The following is a 16,660-nucleotide window of genomic DNA, read 5'->3' as shown; positions in this document are numbered from 1 at the left end:
TACTGTTACGTATCTGTGTGTGTGGCATATTCGCGGCAGCGGACCATGTGTATACGCGACAGATTTATTTGTTTATTGAAAAGCGGGGGCGCCCGCCGAGACCAACACTTATGGGGTCGTCGGAGGGGTCGGTTGTGTATAAGAGACAGGGTGGGCACCGACCCAGCCTACGGACTCCGGTCTGCGGGGGCGGGGGCCTCGCTAGCCTGGGCTCATGACCTCCGCCACACCTGCTCGCCCCGTGCTCCCCGCCCGCCCGACGACGTCGCCCCGGGACGGTGCGCGACCGCGGCTGGTCGTGGGGCTCGCGCTGCTCGACGATGCGGCCGCGCCGACCCGCCTGCTGGCGGCCCGCCGCAGCGCGCCCGCCGCGCTGCGGGGACTCTGGGAGTTCCCCGGGGGCAAGGTCGAGCCGGGAGAGGGTGCCCAGGAGGCGCTGCTGCGGGAGTGCCGGGAGGAGCTCGGGGTCGCCGTGCGGCTCGGCCCCGAGGTGGCGGCGCCGGAGCCGGCCGGGTGGGAGCTGGCCAACGGCGCCCGGATGCGGGTGTTCTGGGGCGTCCTCGCGGAGGAGGGGGCGACGCCCCGAGCCCTGCAGGACCACGATCTGCTGGCGTGGCTGCCGCTCGCCGGGCCGGGCGTGCGGCACCTGGACTGGATCCCGGCGGACCGGCCGATCGTGGCCGAGGTGCTCCGCGGCGCCGCCACGGCGTTCTCGGCGGGGCGCTGAGCCGGCGCGCGGCCGGCCGTGCCCCGCGGACGGGTCAGAACAGCGCGGGCTGCGCCGCCGGAGCGGAGAGCCGGGGTGCCGGGGTGCGCCGGGCCGGGGGACCGTCCTCGCGCCGGATGCCGTGCGCGCCGCCGCGGGCCAGGCCGTGCCGTGCGGCGGCCTCCCCGGCCACGCGGGTGAGCATGCGACGGTACGACTCGGGCGCGTAGGCGGACCGGGCGTACATCTGCTCGTAGCCGGCCAGCAGATCCGGGTGCTCGCGGCGGATCCAGTCCAGGTACCACTCCTTCGCGCCCGGCCGCAGGTGCAGGGCGCCCGGCATGACACGCGCCGCCCCGGCGTCCGCCAGCGCGCGCATGAGGGCGTCGATCTCGCGGTCCCCGTCCGTGAGCCACGGCAGCAGAGGCATGGCCATGACGGTGACGTCCGCACCCGCGGCGGCGAGCCGCTCGATCAGGCGCAGGCGTGCGGTCGGCGACGGCGTGCCCGACTCGACCGCGGCGGCGATGGCGGGGTCGAGCATCGCCAGGGAGAGCGAGACCTGCACGGGCACCTGGCGCGAGGCCGCCTGCAGCAGGGGCACATCCCGGGCGAGCAGGGTCCCCTTGGTCAGCACGGAGAACGGGGTGCCGGAATCCGCCAGGGCTCGGATGATCCCGGGCATCAGCGCGTAGCGGCCCTCGGCCCGCTGGTACGGGTCCGTGTTGGTCCCCAACGCCACCGCCTCGCGGCCCCACGTGGGGCGGGCGAGCTCGGCGCGCAGCACCTCGGCGACGTTGACCTTCACGACGATCTGCCGGTCGAAGTCGGCCCCGGCATCGAGCTCGAGGAAGGTGTGGGTGCTGCGGGCGTAGCAGTACCGGCAGGCGTGGGTGCAGCCGCGGTACGGGTTCACGGTCCAGCGGAACGGCATGGCCGAGGCGGACGGCACAGAGTTCAGCGCGGTCTTGGCGAGCACCTCATGGAAGGTGACGCCCGCGAACTCCGGGGTGGTGACACTCCGCTGCAGGTCCGAGAGCGGCAGCAGGGCGGCGGAGCCGGCCGGTGTGCCGGCCGTCGCCCGCTGGGCTCCGCCCTCGGACCGCAGGGTCTGCGCTTCCCATCGCATGGCCAGAAGTAGAACACATGTTCGAATCGACCCGCAAGCGTGTTCGAGTCCGGGCGTGGCGCGGGCGCCGAGACGCGCCTACCGTGGTCGCCATGACCTCCCGTGCACCCGCCCCGGCCGCCCGCGTCCTGCTCACGGGCTTCGAGCCCTTCGGCGGCGATGTCCACAACCCGTCGATCGCCGCCGCGCGGGACGCCGTGGGCATCCTGGCGGACCGGGGTGTGACGGCCGAGGCGGTCGAGCTGCCGTGCGCGTTCGGCGCGGCCGGGCCGGCCCTGACCGCGGCCCTCGACCGGGTCCGGCCGGAGGTGGCGATCGCCGTCGGGCTGGCTGGCGGCACGGCGACGGTCCGGGTCGAACGGGTGGCCGTGAACCTGCAGGACGCCCGGATCCCGGACAACGCGGGGGAGCAGCCCGTGGACCGGCCCGTGCGCGCCGACGGTCCCGCGGCCCTGTTCGCCACCCTGCCCGCCAAGCGTGCCGTCGCCGCGATCCGGGAGGCCGGCGTCGCCGCGGAGCCGTCCCTGTCCGCGGGCGCGTTCGTGTGCAACCACGTCTTGTACTCGCTCCTCGACGGCCCCGGCACCGCCCGGGCCGCCGGCTTCATCCACGTGCCGTGGGACACCGAGCACCGCCCGACGCCGGACACCCCGGCCCTGCCCGCGGCCGACCTGGCGCGCGCGGTGGCCGAGGCCGCCCTGACGGCGCTGGCCGGCGGCCCCGACCTCGACGTCCCCGGCGGCACCCTGCACTGACCTCCCCGGACCCCGGGTCCGTGTCGGCGCGATCGCCCGTGCCCGTCAGCGGCGGCGCCGCAGGCCGCGGACCACGGGCCGCTCGATGTAGCCGCCCAGGGCCAGGCTCGCGCGTCGTTCGAAGACGTTGCGCGAGGCCGGATCCCCGGTCCGCCACATCGACCACGCCGCCGCCAGCGCGTACGCCGGCAGGAAGGGCAGACCCAGCAGGAGGGCGTACTGGTCCGCATGGCCGGCCTCGTGCCGCCACAGCGCGGGCGTCATGCGCAGGCCGGGGCGGGTGAACACGACGTCGCCGACCGTGAACGCGGCCCCGCCCGGGAACCGGTGCGTCCAGCCGCGGGCCTCGATCAGCCCGTGCGGCCCGGGCCGCAGCGCGCAGCCGGCGACGACGGCGCCCACCAGCCCCAGCGGCGTCGCCAGGTTCAGCAGGTTCCACAGCCCGCGCGCCCGCACGTGCGCCGGAGGCGACGGCCGGGAGGGGGCCGCGGTCACGGCCGTGTCGCGGGGTCGACGTCACCGGCGGGGGACCCGGACGCGGGGACGTCGAAGTAGAGCGGGGCATGGGCGGCGCAGCCCGGGTTGAACGGCGCCCCGCAGGCCGGGCACGCGGGATCGGCGGTGGCCTCGAGGGCGAGGTAGGCGGTCACGCTCAGCTCGGTGCGGCACACCCCGCACAGCACATGCGGCCGGTCGAACTCGCCGGCAGGCACCGGCACGGCCGGGTGGTCGGCGAGCTCCGCGTGGCAGCGGTGGCAGGACCAGTACGCGGGGCAGCAGGCGAAGCGCAGGGCGACGACGTCCCGCGCCGTGGCGTAATGGGCGCAGCGGGTCTGCGCGTCCAGGCCCACGCCCCGCAGCAGCGGGTCGGTGCCGTCGAGGGAGTCCGGGGCGGTCATGCGCCTCAGCCTAGGCCGAGCGCGTCCGGGGCGGACACTAGACTGACGGGCGTCCCACCGTCCCCCATGCGAAGGTCGTTGCCCTGATGACACCCAGCCCCGAGACCGGCGCGGAGCCCACCGCGCCCGTGGCGGAGATCTCCCCCGTGGACGCGGAGGCGGTGGAGGCGGCCGTGCAGGCCGCGCTCGCCGCGTACGAGGCCGCGGCGGACCTCGATGAGCTCAAGGCCGCCCGCCTGGCCCACACCGGTGACCGGGCCCCCCTGACTCTCGCGAACAAGGCGATCGGCGCTCTGCCCAAGGAGCGCAAGGCGGAGGCCGGCAAGCTCATGGGCGCCGCACGCGGCCGCCTGGGCAAGGCCCTGGCCGCCCGCACCGAGGTGCTCGAGGCGGAGCAGGCCGCGCGGATCCTGCGCGAGGAGACGGTGGACGTGACCACCGCGGTCCGTCGCCGCCGCGTCGGCGCCCGTCACCCGCTCTCGCTGACGATGGACCGTGTCTCGGAGATCTTCGTCGGTATGGGCTGGGAGATCGCGGAGGGCCCCGAGCTCGAGTCCGAGTGGTTCAACTTCGACTCCCTCAACTTCGCGCCGGACCATCCGGCCCGCGAGATGCAGGACACCTTCTTCGTGGCCCCGGCTGAGGCCCACCTGCTGCTGCGCACCCACACCTCCCCGGTGCAGATGCGCTCCCTGCTCGAGCGGGGCGCCCCCACCTACGTGCTGTGCCCGGGCCGCACCTTCCGCACGGACGAGCTGGACGCCACGCACACCCCGGTGTTCCACCAATTCGAGGGCCTGGCCGTGGACAAGGGCCTGACCATGGCCCACCTGCGCGGCACCCTCGAGTACTTCGCCCGCCAGATGTTCGGGGCCGAGGCGGCCATCCGCCTGCGCCCGAACTTCTTCCCGTTCACTGAGCCCAGCGCCGAGCTGGACATCTGGCACCCCGGCGCCAAGGGCGGGCCCCGCTGGATCGAGTGGGGCGGCTGCGGCATGGTGCACCCGAACGTGCTGCGCGCCGCGGGCCTGGACCCGGAGGAGTACTCCGGGTTCGCGTTCGGCATGGGCGTGGAGCGCACGCTCATGTTCCGCAACGAGGTCCCGGACATGCACGACATGATCGAGGGCGACGTCCGCTTCTCCCAGCACTTCGGAATGGAGGTCTGATCCATGCGCATCCCCCTGGACTGGCTGCGGGAGTTCGTCCCCGTGCCCGCGGAGCACCGTGCCGAGGACGTGATGGCCGACCTCGTCCGCGTCGGCCTCGAGGAGGAGGACGTCCACCGTCCGGCCGCCGAGCTGCAGGGCCCGATCGTCGTCGGGCAGGTGCTCTCCAAGGAGCCCGAGCCGCAGAAGAACGGCAAGACCATCAACTGGTGCTCCGTGCGGGTGGTGCCCGAGGGCGCCGCCCAGCCGCTCACCGGCGAGGGCATCGAGCCCTCCGGCGTGCAGGGCATCGTGTGCGGCGCCCACAACTTCGAGGTCGGGGACAAGGTCGTCGTGACCCTGCCCGGCGCGGTGCTGCCCGGCGACTTCCGCATCAGCCCCCGCAAGACCTACGGCCACGTCTCGGCCGGCATGATCGCCTCCAGCGCGGAGCTGGGCATGGGCGACGACGGCACGGACGGGATCATCGTGCTCGGCGACCTCGGGCTCGACCCCGAGCTGGGCACCGACGCCCGGGACGTCCTGGACCTGCACGGCGAGGCCGCCGAGATCAACGTGACGCCCGACCGCGGCTACGCGTTCTCGATGCGCGGCGTCGCGCGCGAGTATGCGCACGCCACCGGCGTGCCCTTCACGGACCCGGCCGCCGCCGTCCACCCGCCCGCGGCCGACGACGCCGGCCCGGCCGTCCGGATCGAGGACGACGCGCCGATCCACGGCGAGCCCGGGGCCACCCGCTTCGTGGCCCGCACGGTCTCCGGCGTGGACGCGACCCGTCCGACCCCGCCGTGGCTGGCCGCGCGCCTGCGCCTGGCCGGCATCCGCACCATCTCCCTGCCGGTGGACATCTCCAACTACGTGATGTGGGAGCTGGGCCAGCCCCTGCACTTCTACGACGCGGACACGCTCTCCGGTGAGATCGTGGTGCGTCGCGCGCGGGCCGGAGAGACCCTGACCACCCTCGACGGCAAGGAGCGCGAGCTCGACCCCGAGGACCTGCTCATCACGGACGACTCCGGCCCCATCGGCCTGGCGGGCGTCATGGGCGGGGCCGCCACCGAGGTCACGGACGCCACCACCACGATCGTGGTCGAGTCCGCGAACTTCGACCCGGTGTCGATCGCCCGTACGCGGCGCCGGCACCGCCTGCCCTCGGAGGCGTCGAAGCGCAACGAGCGCGGCGTCGACTGGGAGGTCGCCGACGAGGCGGCCGAGCGGGCCGTGCAGCTGCTCGTCGAGCTCGCCGGCGGCACCGCCGAGCCCGGGGTCACCGACGTCGGGACGCGGCCGGAGCCGGCCGTCGTCGAGATGGCCGCCGACTTCCCCTCCGCCCTGGTGGGCGTGGCGTACACGACCGACGAGGTCGTGGAGACGCTGCGTGCCCTGGGTGCCGAGGTGACCGTGACCGAGGCCGCCGACGGCGCCGCCCCGCGGCTGACCGTGACCGCCCCGTCGTGGCGCACGGACCTGCGCATCCCCGAGGACCTCGCCGAGGAGGTCGCGCGCCTGCGCGGCTACGACGCGATCCCCTCCGTGGTGCCCGTGGCCCCGCCGGGCCGCGGCTTCACCCGCCGCCAGGCCCAGCGTCGCCGCGTGTCGGCCGCGCTCGCGGCCGCGGGTCTCACCGAGGTGCTCGCCTACCCGTTCGTCTCCGAGGAGCAGAACCGGCGCTTCGGGGCGGACTCGGACGCGCAGGGCCCGGCCCTGACGATGGTGGCCCTGGCCAATCCGATCGCCTCCCAGTACCGGCACCTGCGCCTGTCGCTGCTGCCGGGCCTCGTCGAGACCGCGCGCCGCAACCTCGGCCGCGGCTTCCGCGACCTGGCGCTGTACGAGATGGGGCAGGTCTTCCTGCCCGGCGCGCAGCTGGGCTCGGCGACGATCCCCCCGCGCGCGGTCCACCCCTCCGCCGAGGTCCTCGCCGACCTCGAGGCCGGCATCCCCGCCCAGCCGTGGCACGTGGCCGGCCTGTACGCCGGGCACGACTCGGCGCCCGGGCCGGACCACACCCCCCGCCCGGTGGACTGGCAGGACGCGGTCGCCGGAGCCCTCGACGTGGCCGACGTCCTCGGCGTCGAGCTGACCGTCCGGCAGGGCCGGCACCACGCCTTCCACCCGGGCCGGGTGGCCGAGCTCGTCGTCGTGACCGAGCACGGGGACCGGGTGGTGGGCGTGGCCGGCGAGCTGCACCCGCAGTGGCTCGAGGCCGAGGACCTGCCCGCCCGCACGAGCGTGTGGGAGCTGGACCTGGACGCGCTGTGCGCCGCGGCCCCTGAGACCGTGGTCGCCGCACCGCTGTCCACGTTCCCCGTGAGCACGCAGGACGTGGCGCTCGTGGTAGACGAGGCCGTCGTGGCCGGGGACGTGCGCGCGACCCTCGCCGAGGGCGCCGGGGAGCTGCTCGAGGCCGTCGAGCTGTTCGACGTCTACCGGGGCGCGGGCGTGCCGGAGGGGCGGAAGTCCCTCGCGTTCTCCCTGCGCTTCCGCGCCCCCGACCGCACGCTCACCGCGGAGGAGGCCTCCGAGGCCCGCGCCGCGGCCACCGCGCTCGCGGCGCAGCGGCACGGGGCGGTCCAGCGCTGACCGTGTCCGCCGCGACCGGCCCGTGGGGCCTGACGTCGGCCGTCCCCGCCTCGGCGGGGGCGGCCGACGCCGTCTCCGCGCTGCTCGGTCAGGTGCGCACCGCCCTGACGGCGGCCTGGGGCGTGCCGGTGGGTCCGCTCGGGCTCCGGCACGCCTGCGCGGGCTGCGGCTCGGCCGCGCACGGCGTCCCCGCGCTGACCGGCCTGCCCCCCGGCCGGGTCGCCCTCGTCTCGTTCACGCGCGTCCGGATGCCCGGCGCCGAGGACCGGGCGCGGATCGGGGCGTGGTGGGCGCCGGCACGGCCCGCCGACGGGCTCGGCCTCGGGGTGGACGTCGAGCGGGCGGACGCCGCGGCCTTCGCGGACGAGGACGGACTGGGCGGGGTGGGCTTCTCGACGGCGGAGCGCGCCCGGGTGCGGGAGCTTCCCACCCCCGAGAGGCCCGCCGCGCGGGCCCGGCTGTGGACGCGCAAGGAGGCGCTCGTGAAGGCCGCCGGCACCGGCTTCACGGGCGACCCCGCCGCCGTCGACGCGCTGACCGTGCCGGCCGACGTCGTGCTGGAGGACCTCACCGACCGGCTGCCGTGCGGTCTCGTCGGGGCGCTGGCGCGGCGGGGCCGCTGAGTCGACCGCGCGGCCGGGTCAGCCCGGGAACGGCGGCAGGGCGGGCCGCAGCGTCCACGCGTCGAAGAGCTCGTCCACCTGCGCCCGGCTCACCCCGGCGTGCGGGGCCCACGCGTGCACGTGCGTGCGCAGCCCCAGGGAGTCGACGGTGCCGAACCGGTGCTCCTGCACCCAGGCGCGCAGCATGGAGCCGAAGAGGTCCGCGCCGAGCAGGTGCCGCAGCGCCTCCACGGTGAGCGCGCCGCGCTTGTACACCCAGTCCTCGAACATCTCCTCCGGCCCGGGCTCGGCCAGCGCCTGCTCCACCGGGTGCGCGGCCAGCTTCTGCCAGGCCCGCCGCGCCATCGAGGTGATGCTGGACCGCCCCGAGGCCTCGGCCCACAGCCACTCGGACCAGCAGGCGAAGCCCTCGTGCAGCCACAGGTCGGACCAGCGGCCCAGGGTCACGGCGTTGCCGAACCACTGGTGGGACATCTCGTGGGCGATCAGCCGCTCGGACTCCCACGAGCCGTCCAGGTGGTTGGTGCCGAACAGGGACATGCCCGCGGCCTCGAGCGGGATCTCCAGCTCCTCGTCGGCCACGACCACGGTGTAGTCCTCGAACGGGTACGGCCCGTAGGCGTCGATGAACGTGGCCATCATGGCCGGCTGGGGGGCAAGGGCCCGGAGGGCCCGCTGCTCGGTCCGCGGGGAGACCACGAGGCGCAGCGGCGGCAGGCCCTCGGCGGGAGGGGCGGCGTCCACGAGCCGGTAGCGGCCGATCTGCACGCTGAGCAGGTAGGCGGGCACGGGCTGGTCGAGCCGCCACCGCCACGTGACCCGCGAGCCGCGCGTGCGCACGGGCGCGCCCACGCCGTTGGCGACGGGCAGGTAGCCCGCATCGCAGGTGAGGGTGATCTCCGCCGTCGAGCGGGAGGTGGGGGAGTCCACGCACGGCAGCCACGTGGAGGCGCCGTGGGGCTGCCCGGCCACGAGCACGCCGTCCGTGAGCTCCTCCCAGCCGATCGTGCCCCACGGGCTGCGCCGCAGCGTGGGCGTGCCCGCGTAGACCACGGTCAGCTCCACGAGCGTGCCCTCCGGCCGGCTCTCGTCCAGGTCGACGACGAGGCGGCTCGGGGCGCGGCCCGGCTGGGTGAACGAGGAGGCGACGGCGCGGCCGTCGACGACGGCGTCCACCCGGGACACGCGCAGCCGGTACAGGTCCAGCTCGATGCGGCGGCTCTGCTTCGTCAGGCGCACGCGCAGGACGGCGGTGCCGGAGACCCGGTTCGCGGCCAGGCGCACGTCGAGGTCCAGTGCGATGTGCTCGACGGTGGCGGCGTCGGTGCCGACGCCCGGGACGTAGGGATCGGTGCTCATGCTTCCTCTCGGGAGGGGGTGGCCGCGGCGGCGGGGTCGCCGTCGGGACGACGCCACGGGGAGACCGGGTTGCCGAGCCACCACGTGCCGGCGGGCAGCTCCTCGCCGCGCATCACGAGGGACCCGGCACCGACGGTGGTGCCGCGGCCCAGGCGGGCGGCGGGCAGCACCACGGAGTGGGGGCCGAGGGTGGCGCCGTCCTCCAGGACGACGGCGTCCAGGGACATCACGCGGTCGTGGAACAGGTGGGTCTGGACGACGCAGCCGCGGTTCACGGTGGCGCCGTCGCCGAGCTCCACGAGGTCGGCCTCGGGCAGCCAGTAGGACTCGACCCAGGCGCCGTGGCCGATGCGGGCGCCCATCGCGCGCAGGAACCAGACCAGGGCGGGGGTGCCGGCCGCGGCCCGGCTGAACCACGGGGCGGCGAGGAACTCGGTGAAGGTGTCCGCGACCTCGTTGCGCCAGATGAACGAGGACCACAGCGGGTGCTCGCCCGCGCGGATCCGGCCGACGAAGACCCGCTTGGCGAGCACGGTCAGGCTCGCCGCGACCGCGCCGGCCGCGAGCAGGACGACGCCGCCCAGGACGAAGGCCAGCGCCCACGTGCCGACCGCGATGAGGGCGGCCAGCGTCGCGCCGACGGCGAGGGACAGGGCCACGTGCAGCCACACCGGGATCGCGCGCAGCAGCTCCCAGGCGGTGCGGGCGGCCTTGAGTCGGGCCGGCGGGTCGTAGGTGAGGGCGGCGTCTGCGGTGACCTCGTTGCGGCGCAGGCGCACGGGCGGGGAGCCCATCCAGGACGTGCCCGCCTTGGTCTTGGCCGGGGTGGTGGACAGCACCGCCACGAGCGAGTCGCGGCGCAGGGTGCGGCCGCCGGGCACCATGCCGGAGTTGCCCACGAACGAGCGCTTGCCGACCTTCGCGGGGGCCACGTGCATCCACCCGCCGTCGAGGGAGTAGGAGGAGACCATCGTGTCGTCGGCGAGGAACGCGCCGTCGCCCACGCGGGTCATGCAGGGCAGGAGCACCACGGTGGAGGCCTCGACGCCGCGGCCCACCTCGGCGCCCAGCAGGCGCAGCCACGTCGGCGTGAAGCGGGAGGCGTAGATCGGGAACAGCTGGTCGCGGGCGGCGTCGAGGACGCGCTCGGTGGCCCACACCTGCCAGCCGACCCGGGAGCGCACGGGGTGGTGCCCCTCCGTGATGCCGAGCGCGAGCAGGCGCACGGTGACGAGCACGAGCAGCATCTGGGTCAGGAACCAGACGCCGGCCACCAGGGGGCTTGCGGCCAGCAGGCGCGCCGCGGTGGTCCCGACGGCGGCCAGCGGCCCCGCCTCCGGGGCCGGCGGCCACCAGGTCAGCGACCACGCGGCCACCGCGGCCGCCGCGGCGGCGGAGACGAGCGGAAGGAGGGAGATGAGGGTCGAGAGGACGGTCGCCATCAGGCGCCAGCCCGGGGTCTCCCGCGGCGCCTCGGCGGGGCCGCGGGACTTCACCTTGCCCACCTTGACGGCGGGGGAGCCGGCGTGGCGCTGGCCGCCGCGCACCCGCCCGGCGACGGTGGACCCGGCCTCGACGTGCGCCCCGGCGCCGACCTGGGCGCCCGGCAGGAGCGTGGAGCGGGCGCCCACGACGGCGTCCGCGCCGATGCGCACCTCGCCGAGCCGGACGACGTCGCCGTCGACCCAGTAGCCGGACAGGTCCACCTCAGGCTCGATCGCGGCGCCCTCCTCGACCGTGAGCATGCCGGTGACCGGTGGCACGGTGTGCATGTCCACGTCCTTGCCGATCCGGTTGCCCAGCAGTCGCGCGTAGGCGGGCACCCACGTGGCGCCGGCCAGCGAGTAGGGGTCCACGAGGTCGCTGATCTGCTGGGCGAGCCACAGGCGCAGGTGGACGCGGCCACCGCGCGGGTAGGACCCGGGGCTCACGCCGCGCAGCAGCAGCCGGGCCGTCGCGGCGGTGAGCAGCATGCGGCCGGGCACGGTCACCACCAGCAGACCGGCCACGATCAGCACCCACCACGGCACGGTGGGCAGCCCGGGCGCGAGCCCGGAGAGCGTCAGCAGGTTCAGGGCCAGGCCGGTCCACACGCCCAGGCGCAGGGCGGGCAGGACGAACACGGGCAGTCCCACGAGGGTCTGGACCCACTGGGTGCGGTGGCGGGTGCGGTCGACGTGCCGGTCGTGCACCTCGATGCCGCGGGGGCCGTCGTCGCCCACGACGGCGGCCACGAGGGCCCCGGCGGTGGGGTTGCGGTAGACGTCCTGGACGGTCACGGCCGGGTGGCGCAGGCGCAGGCGGGCCACGAGCTGGGCAGCGGCGAGCGAGCCGCCGCCGGCCTCGAAGAAGTCGGTGTCGGCGTCCTTGGGGGGCGCGCCGAGCACGTCCGCCCACTGGCGCAGCACCCAGCCGTCGGCGGTGTCCTCGTTCGGCTGGGGCGCGTCCTCGTCCACCTCGGCGCCGGGCAGGGGCCACGGCAGCGCGTGGCGGTCCACCTTGCCGGAGGTCTTCGTGGGCAGGGAGTCCACGACGGCCAGCCGGGGCACGAGTGCGGCCGGCAGCTCCGCCGCGAGGTGCTCGCGGGCCATGTGCAGGTCGAGCTCGGCCTCGGGGTCCGCGGGGACGAGGTAGCCGACGAGGATCTGGTGGCCCGCCGGGGTGGTCTGCACGGCCGCGGCGCCGCCGTGGACGCCGGGCAGGGCCTGGAGGGCCGCGTCCACCTCGCCGAGCTCGATGCGGCGGCCGCCGAGCTTCACCTGGTCGTCGGCGCGGCCGACGAACAGCAGGCCCTCCGGCTCGAAGACCACGAGGTCGCCGGAGCGGTAGGCACGCTCCCAGCCGAGGGAGGGTATGGGGGCGTACTTCTCGGCGTCCTTGGCCGGGTCGAGGTAGCGGGCCAGGCCGACGCCGCCGATGATCAGCTCGCCCGTCTCGCCCTCGGCCACGGGCAGCGTGGTCTGCGGGTCGACGACGGCCAGGTCCCAGCCGTCCAGGGGCAGGCCGATGCGGACCGGGCCGAGACCCGTGAGCGGGGCCGCGCACGCGACGACGGTGGCCTCCGTGGGGCCGTAGGTGTTCCAGACCTCGCGGCCGTCCTCCGCCAGGCGCGCGGCGAGCTCGGGCGGGCAGGCCTCGCCGCCGAAGATCAGCAGCCGGACGTTGTCCATGGCCTCGGTGGGCCACATCGCGGCGAGGGTCGGCACGGTGGACACGGCGGTGATGCGCCGCTCGGCGAGCCACGGGCCGAGGTCCATGCCGGAGCGCACGAGCGAGCGGGGGGCCGGGACCAGGCACGCACCGTGACGCCAGGCGAGCCACATCTCCTCGCACGAGGCGTCGAACGCGACGGACAGTCCCGCCAGCACGCGGTCGCCCGGGGCGAGCGGATCGTCCGCCAGGAAGATCCGCGCCTCGGCGTCCACGAAGGCCGCGGCCGAGCGGTGGCTCACCGCCACGCCCTTGGGGGTGCCCGTCGAGCCAGAGGTGAAGATGATCCACGCGTCGTCCTCGAGCCCGGGGGCGCGGGCCTCCGCGGCCGGGTCCGCGGTGTGCTCGGGGTGCGGGGCGTAGACCCGCTCGTCGGTGAGGACGCCGGCCACCTTCGCCTCGCCGAACACGAGGCGGGCGCGCTCCTCCGGATCGTCCGCGTCCACGGGGACGTAGGCCGCGCCGGCGGCGAGCACGCCGAGGATCGAGACGTACAGCGCGGCCGTGCCCGAGGCGATCCGCACGCCGACCCGGTCTCCCGCCCGCACGCCGGCGGCCCACAGGTGGCGGGCGGTCTCGTCGACGCGCTCCCGCAGCTCCGCGTACGTCAGCGGCTCGACGCCGTCGTCCAGGGCGGTCGCGTCCGGGTGCTCGCGCGCCGTGGCGTCGAAGAGCTCCACGAGCGTCCGGGCGGGCGGGGTGCGCTCGGAGCCGGGCAGCTGCGGCCGATGCGGCCCGCCCGCGGGGTCGAGGGGGACGGAGGGCGGGGTGGGCGCGGCGGACGAAAGGGACACAGGGGCCTCCGGGGGTGTGAGCGGCAAACCGAGGGTCGGACGCGGACCAGGCCGCAGCGGGACATTCTATGCCCCGCCCGCGGCCGCGCGGGGCGCCTGGAAGGCACCGGGCGGGTCCGGCTCAGGACAGGGTGAGCAGCACCTTGCCCGTCGTCGACCGGGACTCGAGTGCGGCGTGCGCGGCGGCCGCGTCCGCCAGCGGGAAGCGCTCGCCGATCCGTACGTCGAGCTCGCCGGAGGCCCACGCCCCGAACACCTCTCCACCACGCCAGCGGGTCTCCTCGCCCGTGCGCGTGTAGTGCACCAGCGAGGGCCGGGTGACGTACAGCGCGCCGGCCGCGTTGAGCCGCTGCAGGTCGAAGGGGGGCACCTGCCCGGAGGCCCCGCCGAAGAGCACGAGCGTGCCGCGCACGCGCAGCACCTCGAGCGAGGTGTCGAAGGTGTCCTTCCCCACGCCGTCGAACACGGCGTGCGCGCCCTCGCCGTCGGTCAGCTCGGCCACCGTGGCGGCGAGGTCCGGGTAGTCCACCGCGGCGACGGCGCCCGCGCCCCGGGACAGCTCCCGCTTCTCCTCCGTGGACGCCGTGGTGACCACGCGGGCGCCGCGGGCCGTCGCGAGCTGGGTGAGCAGGAGCCCCACGCCGCCGGCACCGGCCGTCACGACCACCGTGTGGCCCTCCTCCACCGGGAAGGTGGACCGGCAGAGGTAGTGGGCCGTCATGCCCTGCAGCGGAAGGGCGGCGGCCTCGGCCAGGTCGATGCCCTCCGGGACGGCGAGGAGACGATCCGCGGGGGCGGTGAAGTGCTCGGCGTACGCACCGGTGGCCGTCGCGGTGGCGACACGGGCCCCCAGGAGCGCGGCGTCCACGCCCTCGCCGAGCGCGACGACCTCGCCGGAGCCCTCCGTGCCGGGGGTGAAGGGCAGGTCTATCGCGTAGACCCCGGAGCGCTGGTACGTCTCGATGAAGTTCAGGCCCGCCGCGGCGGTCCGCACCAGCACGTGCCCCGGTGCGGGGGAGGGCACCTCCGTCTCGGTCCACTGCAGGACCTCGGGGCCGCCCGTGGCGGACACGACGACGGCGTGGTGGGTGCGGGGGACGGCGGGGGTGTTCGCAGTGGTCATGGCCCCACTCTAGGAGCGGGCCCGGACATCCGGCCCGTCCCGAGGGACCCGAGTCAACGCATAGATATTCCGTGCAACGCATATCTACGCTAGGATGGGGCCATGACCCACACCGTCGCCGTCTCCGGAGCCAGCGGCTACGCCGGGGGAGAGGCCCTGCGCCTGCTCGCCGGCCACCCGTCCGTCACCGTCGGAGCCATCACGGCCCACTCGAACGCGGGGGAGCGCCTCGGCGCCCTCCAGCCGCACCTGCACGCCCTAGCGGACCGCGTCCTCGCCGAGACCACCGCGGACGTCCTCGCCGGTCACGACGTCGTGATCCTCGCGCTGCCCCACGGGGCCTCCGGGGCGCTCGCGGCCGAGATCGCCGAGCGCTCCCCGGACACCCTGGTGATCGACGCGGGCGCCGACCACCGCCTCGAGTCCGCCGCGGACTGGGAGGCCTTCTACGGCACCGCGCACGCCGGGACCTGGCCCTACGGCCTGCCCGAGCTGCCCGGTCAGCGCGAGCGACTCGCCGGCACCCGCCGCATCGCCGTCCCCGGGTGCTACCCGACCACCTCGATCCTCGCCCTCGCGCCCGGCTTCGCCGCGGGGCTGCTCGAGCCGCAGGACGTGGTGATCGTCGCCGCCTCGGGCACCTCCGGGGCGGGCAAGGCGCTCAAGCCGCACCTGCTCGGCGCCGAGGTCATGGGCGGGATGCGCCCGTACGGCGTCGGCGGCGGGCACCGGCACACCCCGGAGATCGAGCAGGGTCTGGCCCAGGCGGCCGGCGAGCCGGTCCGCGTCTCCTTCACGCCCACGCTCGCGCCGATGTCGCGCGGCATCCTCGCGACGGCCACGGCGCGGCTGCGCCCCGGCGTCGCCGCCGCGGACGTGCGCGCCGCATGGGCCGCGGCCTACGGCGGCGAACGCTTCGTGCACCTGCTCCCCGAGGGGCAGTGGCCCACCACGAAGGCGGTCCTCGGCTCCAACCACGTGCAGCTGCAGCTCGCCGTGGACGAGCGGGCCGGCCGCGTGATCGTCTGCGCGGCGCTCGACAACCTCACCAAGGGCACGGCCGGCGGCGCCGTGCAGTCCATGAACATCGCCCTGGGCCTGCCGGAGCAGGCGGGGCTCGAGCAGCAGGGGGTCGCGCCGTGAGCGTCACCGCAGCACAGGGGTTCCGGGCGGCCGGCGTCACCGCGGGGCTGAAGGCCTCGGGCACGCCCGACGTCGCCGTCGTCGTCAACGAGGGCCCGCGCGACGCGGCCGCCGCCGTCCTCACCGAGAACCGGGTGGCGGCCGCCCCCGTGGTCTGGACCCGCCGCGCCGTGCGGGACGGTCGCGCCACCGCGGTCGTCCTGAACTCCGGCGGGGCCAACGCGGCCACCGGCGCCGAGGGCCTCGAGGACGCCCGTCGCACCGCCGAGCACGCGGCCGCGGCCCTCGGGACCTCCGCCGACGACGTGCTCGTCTGCTCGACCGGCCTCATCGGCGAACGCCTGCCGATGGACACCCTCACCGCGGGCGTGTCCGAGGCGGTCGCCGCCCTGAGCCCGGCCGGCGGCGAGGACGCCGCCGTCGCGATCAAGACCACGGACACCGTGGCCAAGACCGCCGTGGCCCGCGGCGAGGGCTTCACCGTGGGCGGCATGGCCAAGGGCGCGGGCATGCTGGCACCCGGCATGGCCACCATGCTCAGCGTCATCACCACGGACGCCGACGTCCCCGCCCCCGCCCTCGACGCGGCCCTGCGCGAGGCCGTGCGCGCCACCTTCAACCGGGTCGACTCGGACGGGTGCATGTCCACCAACGACACCGTGATCCTGCTGGCCTCGGGCGCGTCCGGGACCGCGCCCGCGCCCGAGGCGTTCGCCGCGGCCCTCCACGAGGTCTGCGCGGACCTGTCCCGCCAGCTCGTCGCCGACGCCGAGGGCGCCCGGCACGACATCGCCGTGCGCGTGGTCCACGCCGAGACCGAGGAGGCGGCCGAGGCCGTCGCCCGCGCCGTCGGCCGCTCCAACCTGTTCAAGACCGCGATCTTCGGCCAGGACCCGAACTGGGGACGCGTGATCGCCGCCGTCGGCACGGTCCCGGAGTCGGTCGCCGCCTTCGACCCGTACGCCCTCGACGTGCGCTTCAACGGCGTCCAGGTGTGCCGCGCCTCCGGTGTGGGGGAGGACCGCTCCCGCGTGGACCTGACGGCCCGCGAGGTGCTCGTCGAGGTCGACCTGCACGCCGGCGACGCCGAGGCCACGGTCTGGACCAACGACCTGACGCACGACTACGTCCACGAGAACTCCGCCTACTCCACGTGAGGACCCCCAG

The 16,660-nt window shown here is 75.8% G+C and carries 13 protein-coding genes; 7 read left to right on the top strand and 6 right to left on the bottom strand.

Annotated features, from left to right (window positions below; all coding sequences use genetic code 11):
• Positions 1–214 precede the first annotated feature (214 nt).
• Positions 215–727, top strand: coding sequence for a (deoxy)nucleoside triphosphate pyrophosphohydrolase (locus FLM69_RS07055; protein WP_095694732.1), 513 nt, complete (start codon positions 215–217; stop codon positions 725–727).
• A 34-nt stretch (positions 728–761) separates the two neighbouring features.
• Here the strand turns inward: FLM69_RS07055 and FLM69_RS07050 are convergent, their stop codons facing one another.
• The gene (locus tag FLM69_RS07050; protein WP_095694731.1) at positions 762–1,835 is read right to left on the bottom strand and encodes an Rv2578c family radical SAM protein; all 1,074 of its coding nucleotides are present in this window, start codon (positions 1,833–1,835) and stop codon (positions 762–764) included.
• A gap of 92 nt (positions 1,836–1,927) precedes the next feature.
• On the opposite strand from FLM69_RS07050, the gene FLM69_RS07045 reads away from it, so the two are divergent.
• Positions 1,928–2,590: a pyroglutamyl-peptidase I gene (locus FLM69_RS07045; protein ID WP_370510500.1), complete on the top strand. Its 663-nt coding sequence runs from the start codon at positions 1,928–1,930 to the stop codon at positions 2,588–2,590.
• 45 nt (positions 2,591–2,635) lie between these two features.
• On the opposite strand, the gene FLM69_RS07040 is transcribed toward FLM69_RS07045, so the two are convergent.
• A complete protein-coding gene (locus FLM69_RS07040) occupies positions 2,636–3,085 on the bottom strand; it encodes a hypothetical protein (RefSeq protein ID WP_095694729.1) in 450 nt (149 codons plus the stop codon).
• Complete coding sequence (locus FLM69_RS07035; protein WP_095694728.1) at positions 3,082–3,489, bottom strand: CHY zinc finger protein; 408 nt, start codon at positions 3,487–3,489, stop codon at positions 3,082–3,084. Before FLM69_RS07035 ends, FLM69_RS07040 begins: the two co-directional genes overlap by 4 nt.
• Before the next feature lie 86 nt (positions 3,490–3,575).
• Here FLM69_RS07035 and pheS point away from each other — a divergent pair, with 86 nt between their 5' ends.
• From pheS to FLM69_RS07020, 3 genes are read left to right on the top strand one after another with little or no spacing between them, the layout of a single operon-like run.
• Positions 3,576–4,658, top strand: coding sequence for a phenylalanine--tRNA ligase subunit alpha (gene pheS / locus FLM69_RS07030; RefSeq protein ID WP_012750956.1), 1,083 nt, complete (start codon positions 3,576–3,578; stop codon positions 4,656–4,658).
• Positions 4,659–4,661: 3 nt separating this feature from the next.
• A complete protein-coding gene (gene pheT / locus FLM69_RS07025; RefSeq protein WP_141843640.1) occupies positions 4,662–7,241 on the top strand; it encodes a phenylalanine--tRNA ligase subunit beta in 2,580 nt (859 codons plus the stop codon).
• Positions 7,242–7,243: 2 nt separating this feature from the next.
• Positions 7,244–7,864 carry a 4'-phosphopantetheinyl transferase superfamily protein gene (locus tag FLM69_RS07020; RefSeq protein ID WP_141843638.1) on the top strand — a complete coding sequence of 207 codons (621 nt, stop codon included), beginning with the start codon at positions 7,244–7,246 and terminating at the stop codon, positions 7,862–7,864.
• Positions 7,865–7,882: 18 nt separating this feature from the next.
• Here FLM69_RS07020 and FLM69_RS07015 read toward each other — a convergent pair whose 3' ends face one another.
• From FLM69_RS07015 to FLM69_RS07005, 3 genes are all read right to left on the bottom strand, one after another.
• Positions 7,883–9,223 (bottom strand): M1 family metallopeptidase, encoded by a 1,341-nt coding sequence (locus FLM69_RS07015; protein ID WP_141843637.1) that lies wholly within the window; start codon positions 9,221–9,223, stop codon positions 7,883–7,885.
• Entirely contained in the window at positions 9,220–13,227 is a 4,008-nt protein-coding gene (locus tag FLM69_RS07010; RefSeq protein WP_141843635.1) for a Pls/PosA family non-ribosomal peptide synthetase, read from the bottom strand. Before FLM69_RS07010 ends, FLM69_RS07015 begins: the two co-directional genes overlap by 4 nt.
• A 121-nt stretch (positions 13,228–13,348) precedes the next feature.
• Positions 13,349–14,350, bottom strand: a complete 1,002-nt coding sequence (locus FLM69_RS07005) for a quinone oxidoreductase (RefSeq protein ID WP_101967703.1) — start codon at positions 14,348–14,350, stop codon at positions 13,349–13,351.
• 102 nt (positions 14,351–14,452) lie between these two features.
• Here FLM69_RS07005 and argC point away from each other — a divergent pair, with 102 nt between their 5' ends.
• Positions 14,453–15,493, top strand: coding sequence for an N-acetyl-gamma-glutamyl-phosphate reductase (argC, locus tag FLM69_RS07000; RefSeq protein ID WP_095694725.1), 1,041 nt, complete (start codon positions 14,453–14,455; stop codon positions 15,491–15,493).
• Entirely contained in the window at positions 15,490–16,650 is a 1,161-nt protein-coding gene (gene argJ / locus FLM69_RS06995; protein ID WP_141843633.1) for a bifunctional glutamate N-acetyltransferase/amino-acid acetyltransferase ArgJ, read from the top strand. Before argC ends, argJ begins: the two co-directional genes overlap by 4 nt.
• Positions 16,651–16,660 lie beyond the last annotated feature (10 nt).

Origin of the sequence: Micrococcus sp. R8502A1, assembly GCF_006704135.1 — a bacterium.
In the GTDB taxonomy this organism is placed as follows: domain Bacteria; phylum Actinomycetota; class Actinomycetes; order Actinomycetales; family Micrococcaceae; genus Micrococcus; species Micrococcus luteus.
Note: the sequence above shows the minus strand (reverse complement) of the source record. Positions and strands in the feature narration are given on the sequence as shown.

Coding starts and splice junctions, on each gene's coding strand:
- FLM69_RS07045 (WP_370510500.1), top strand. CDS start 1,928: ATGACCTCCCGTGCACCCGCCCCGGCCGCCCGCGTCCTGCTCACGGGC.
- FLM69_RS07050 (WP_095694731.1), bottom strand. CDS start 1,835: ATGCGATGGGAAGCGCAGACCCTGCGGTCCGAGGGCGGAGCCCAGCGG.
- FLM69_RS07035 (WP_095694728.1), bottom strand. CDS start 3,489: ATGACCGCCCCGGACTCCCTCGACGGCACCGACCCGCTGCTGCGGGGC.
- FLM69_RS07015 (WP_141843637.1), bottom strand. CDS start 9,223: ATGAGCACCGATCCCTACGTCCCGGGCGTCGGCACCGACGCCGCCACC.
- argC (WP_095694725.1), top strand. CDS start 14,453: ATGACCCACACCGTCGCCGTCTCCGGAGCCAGCGGCTACGCCGGGGGA.
- FLM69_RS07005 (WP_101967703.1), bottom strand. CDS start 14,350: ATGACCACTGCGAACACCCCCGCCGTCCCCCGCACCCACCACGCCGTC.
- FLM69_RS07055 (WP_095694732.1), top strand. CDS start 215: ATGACCTCCGCCACACCTGCTCGCCCCGTGCTCCCCGCCCGCCCGACG.
- pheS (WP_012750956.1), top strand. CDS start 3,576: ATGACACCCAGCCCCGAGACCGGCGCGGAGCCCACCGCGCCCGTGGCG.
- pheT (WP_141843640.1), top strand. CDS start 4,662: ATGCGCATCCCCCTGGACTGGCTGCGGGAGTTCGTCCCCGTGCCCGCG.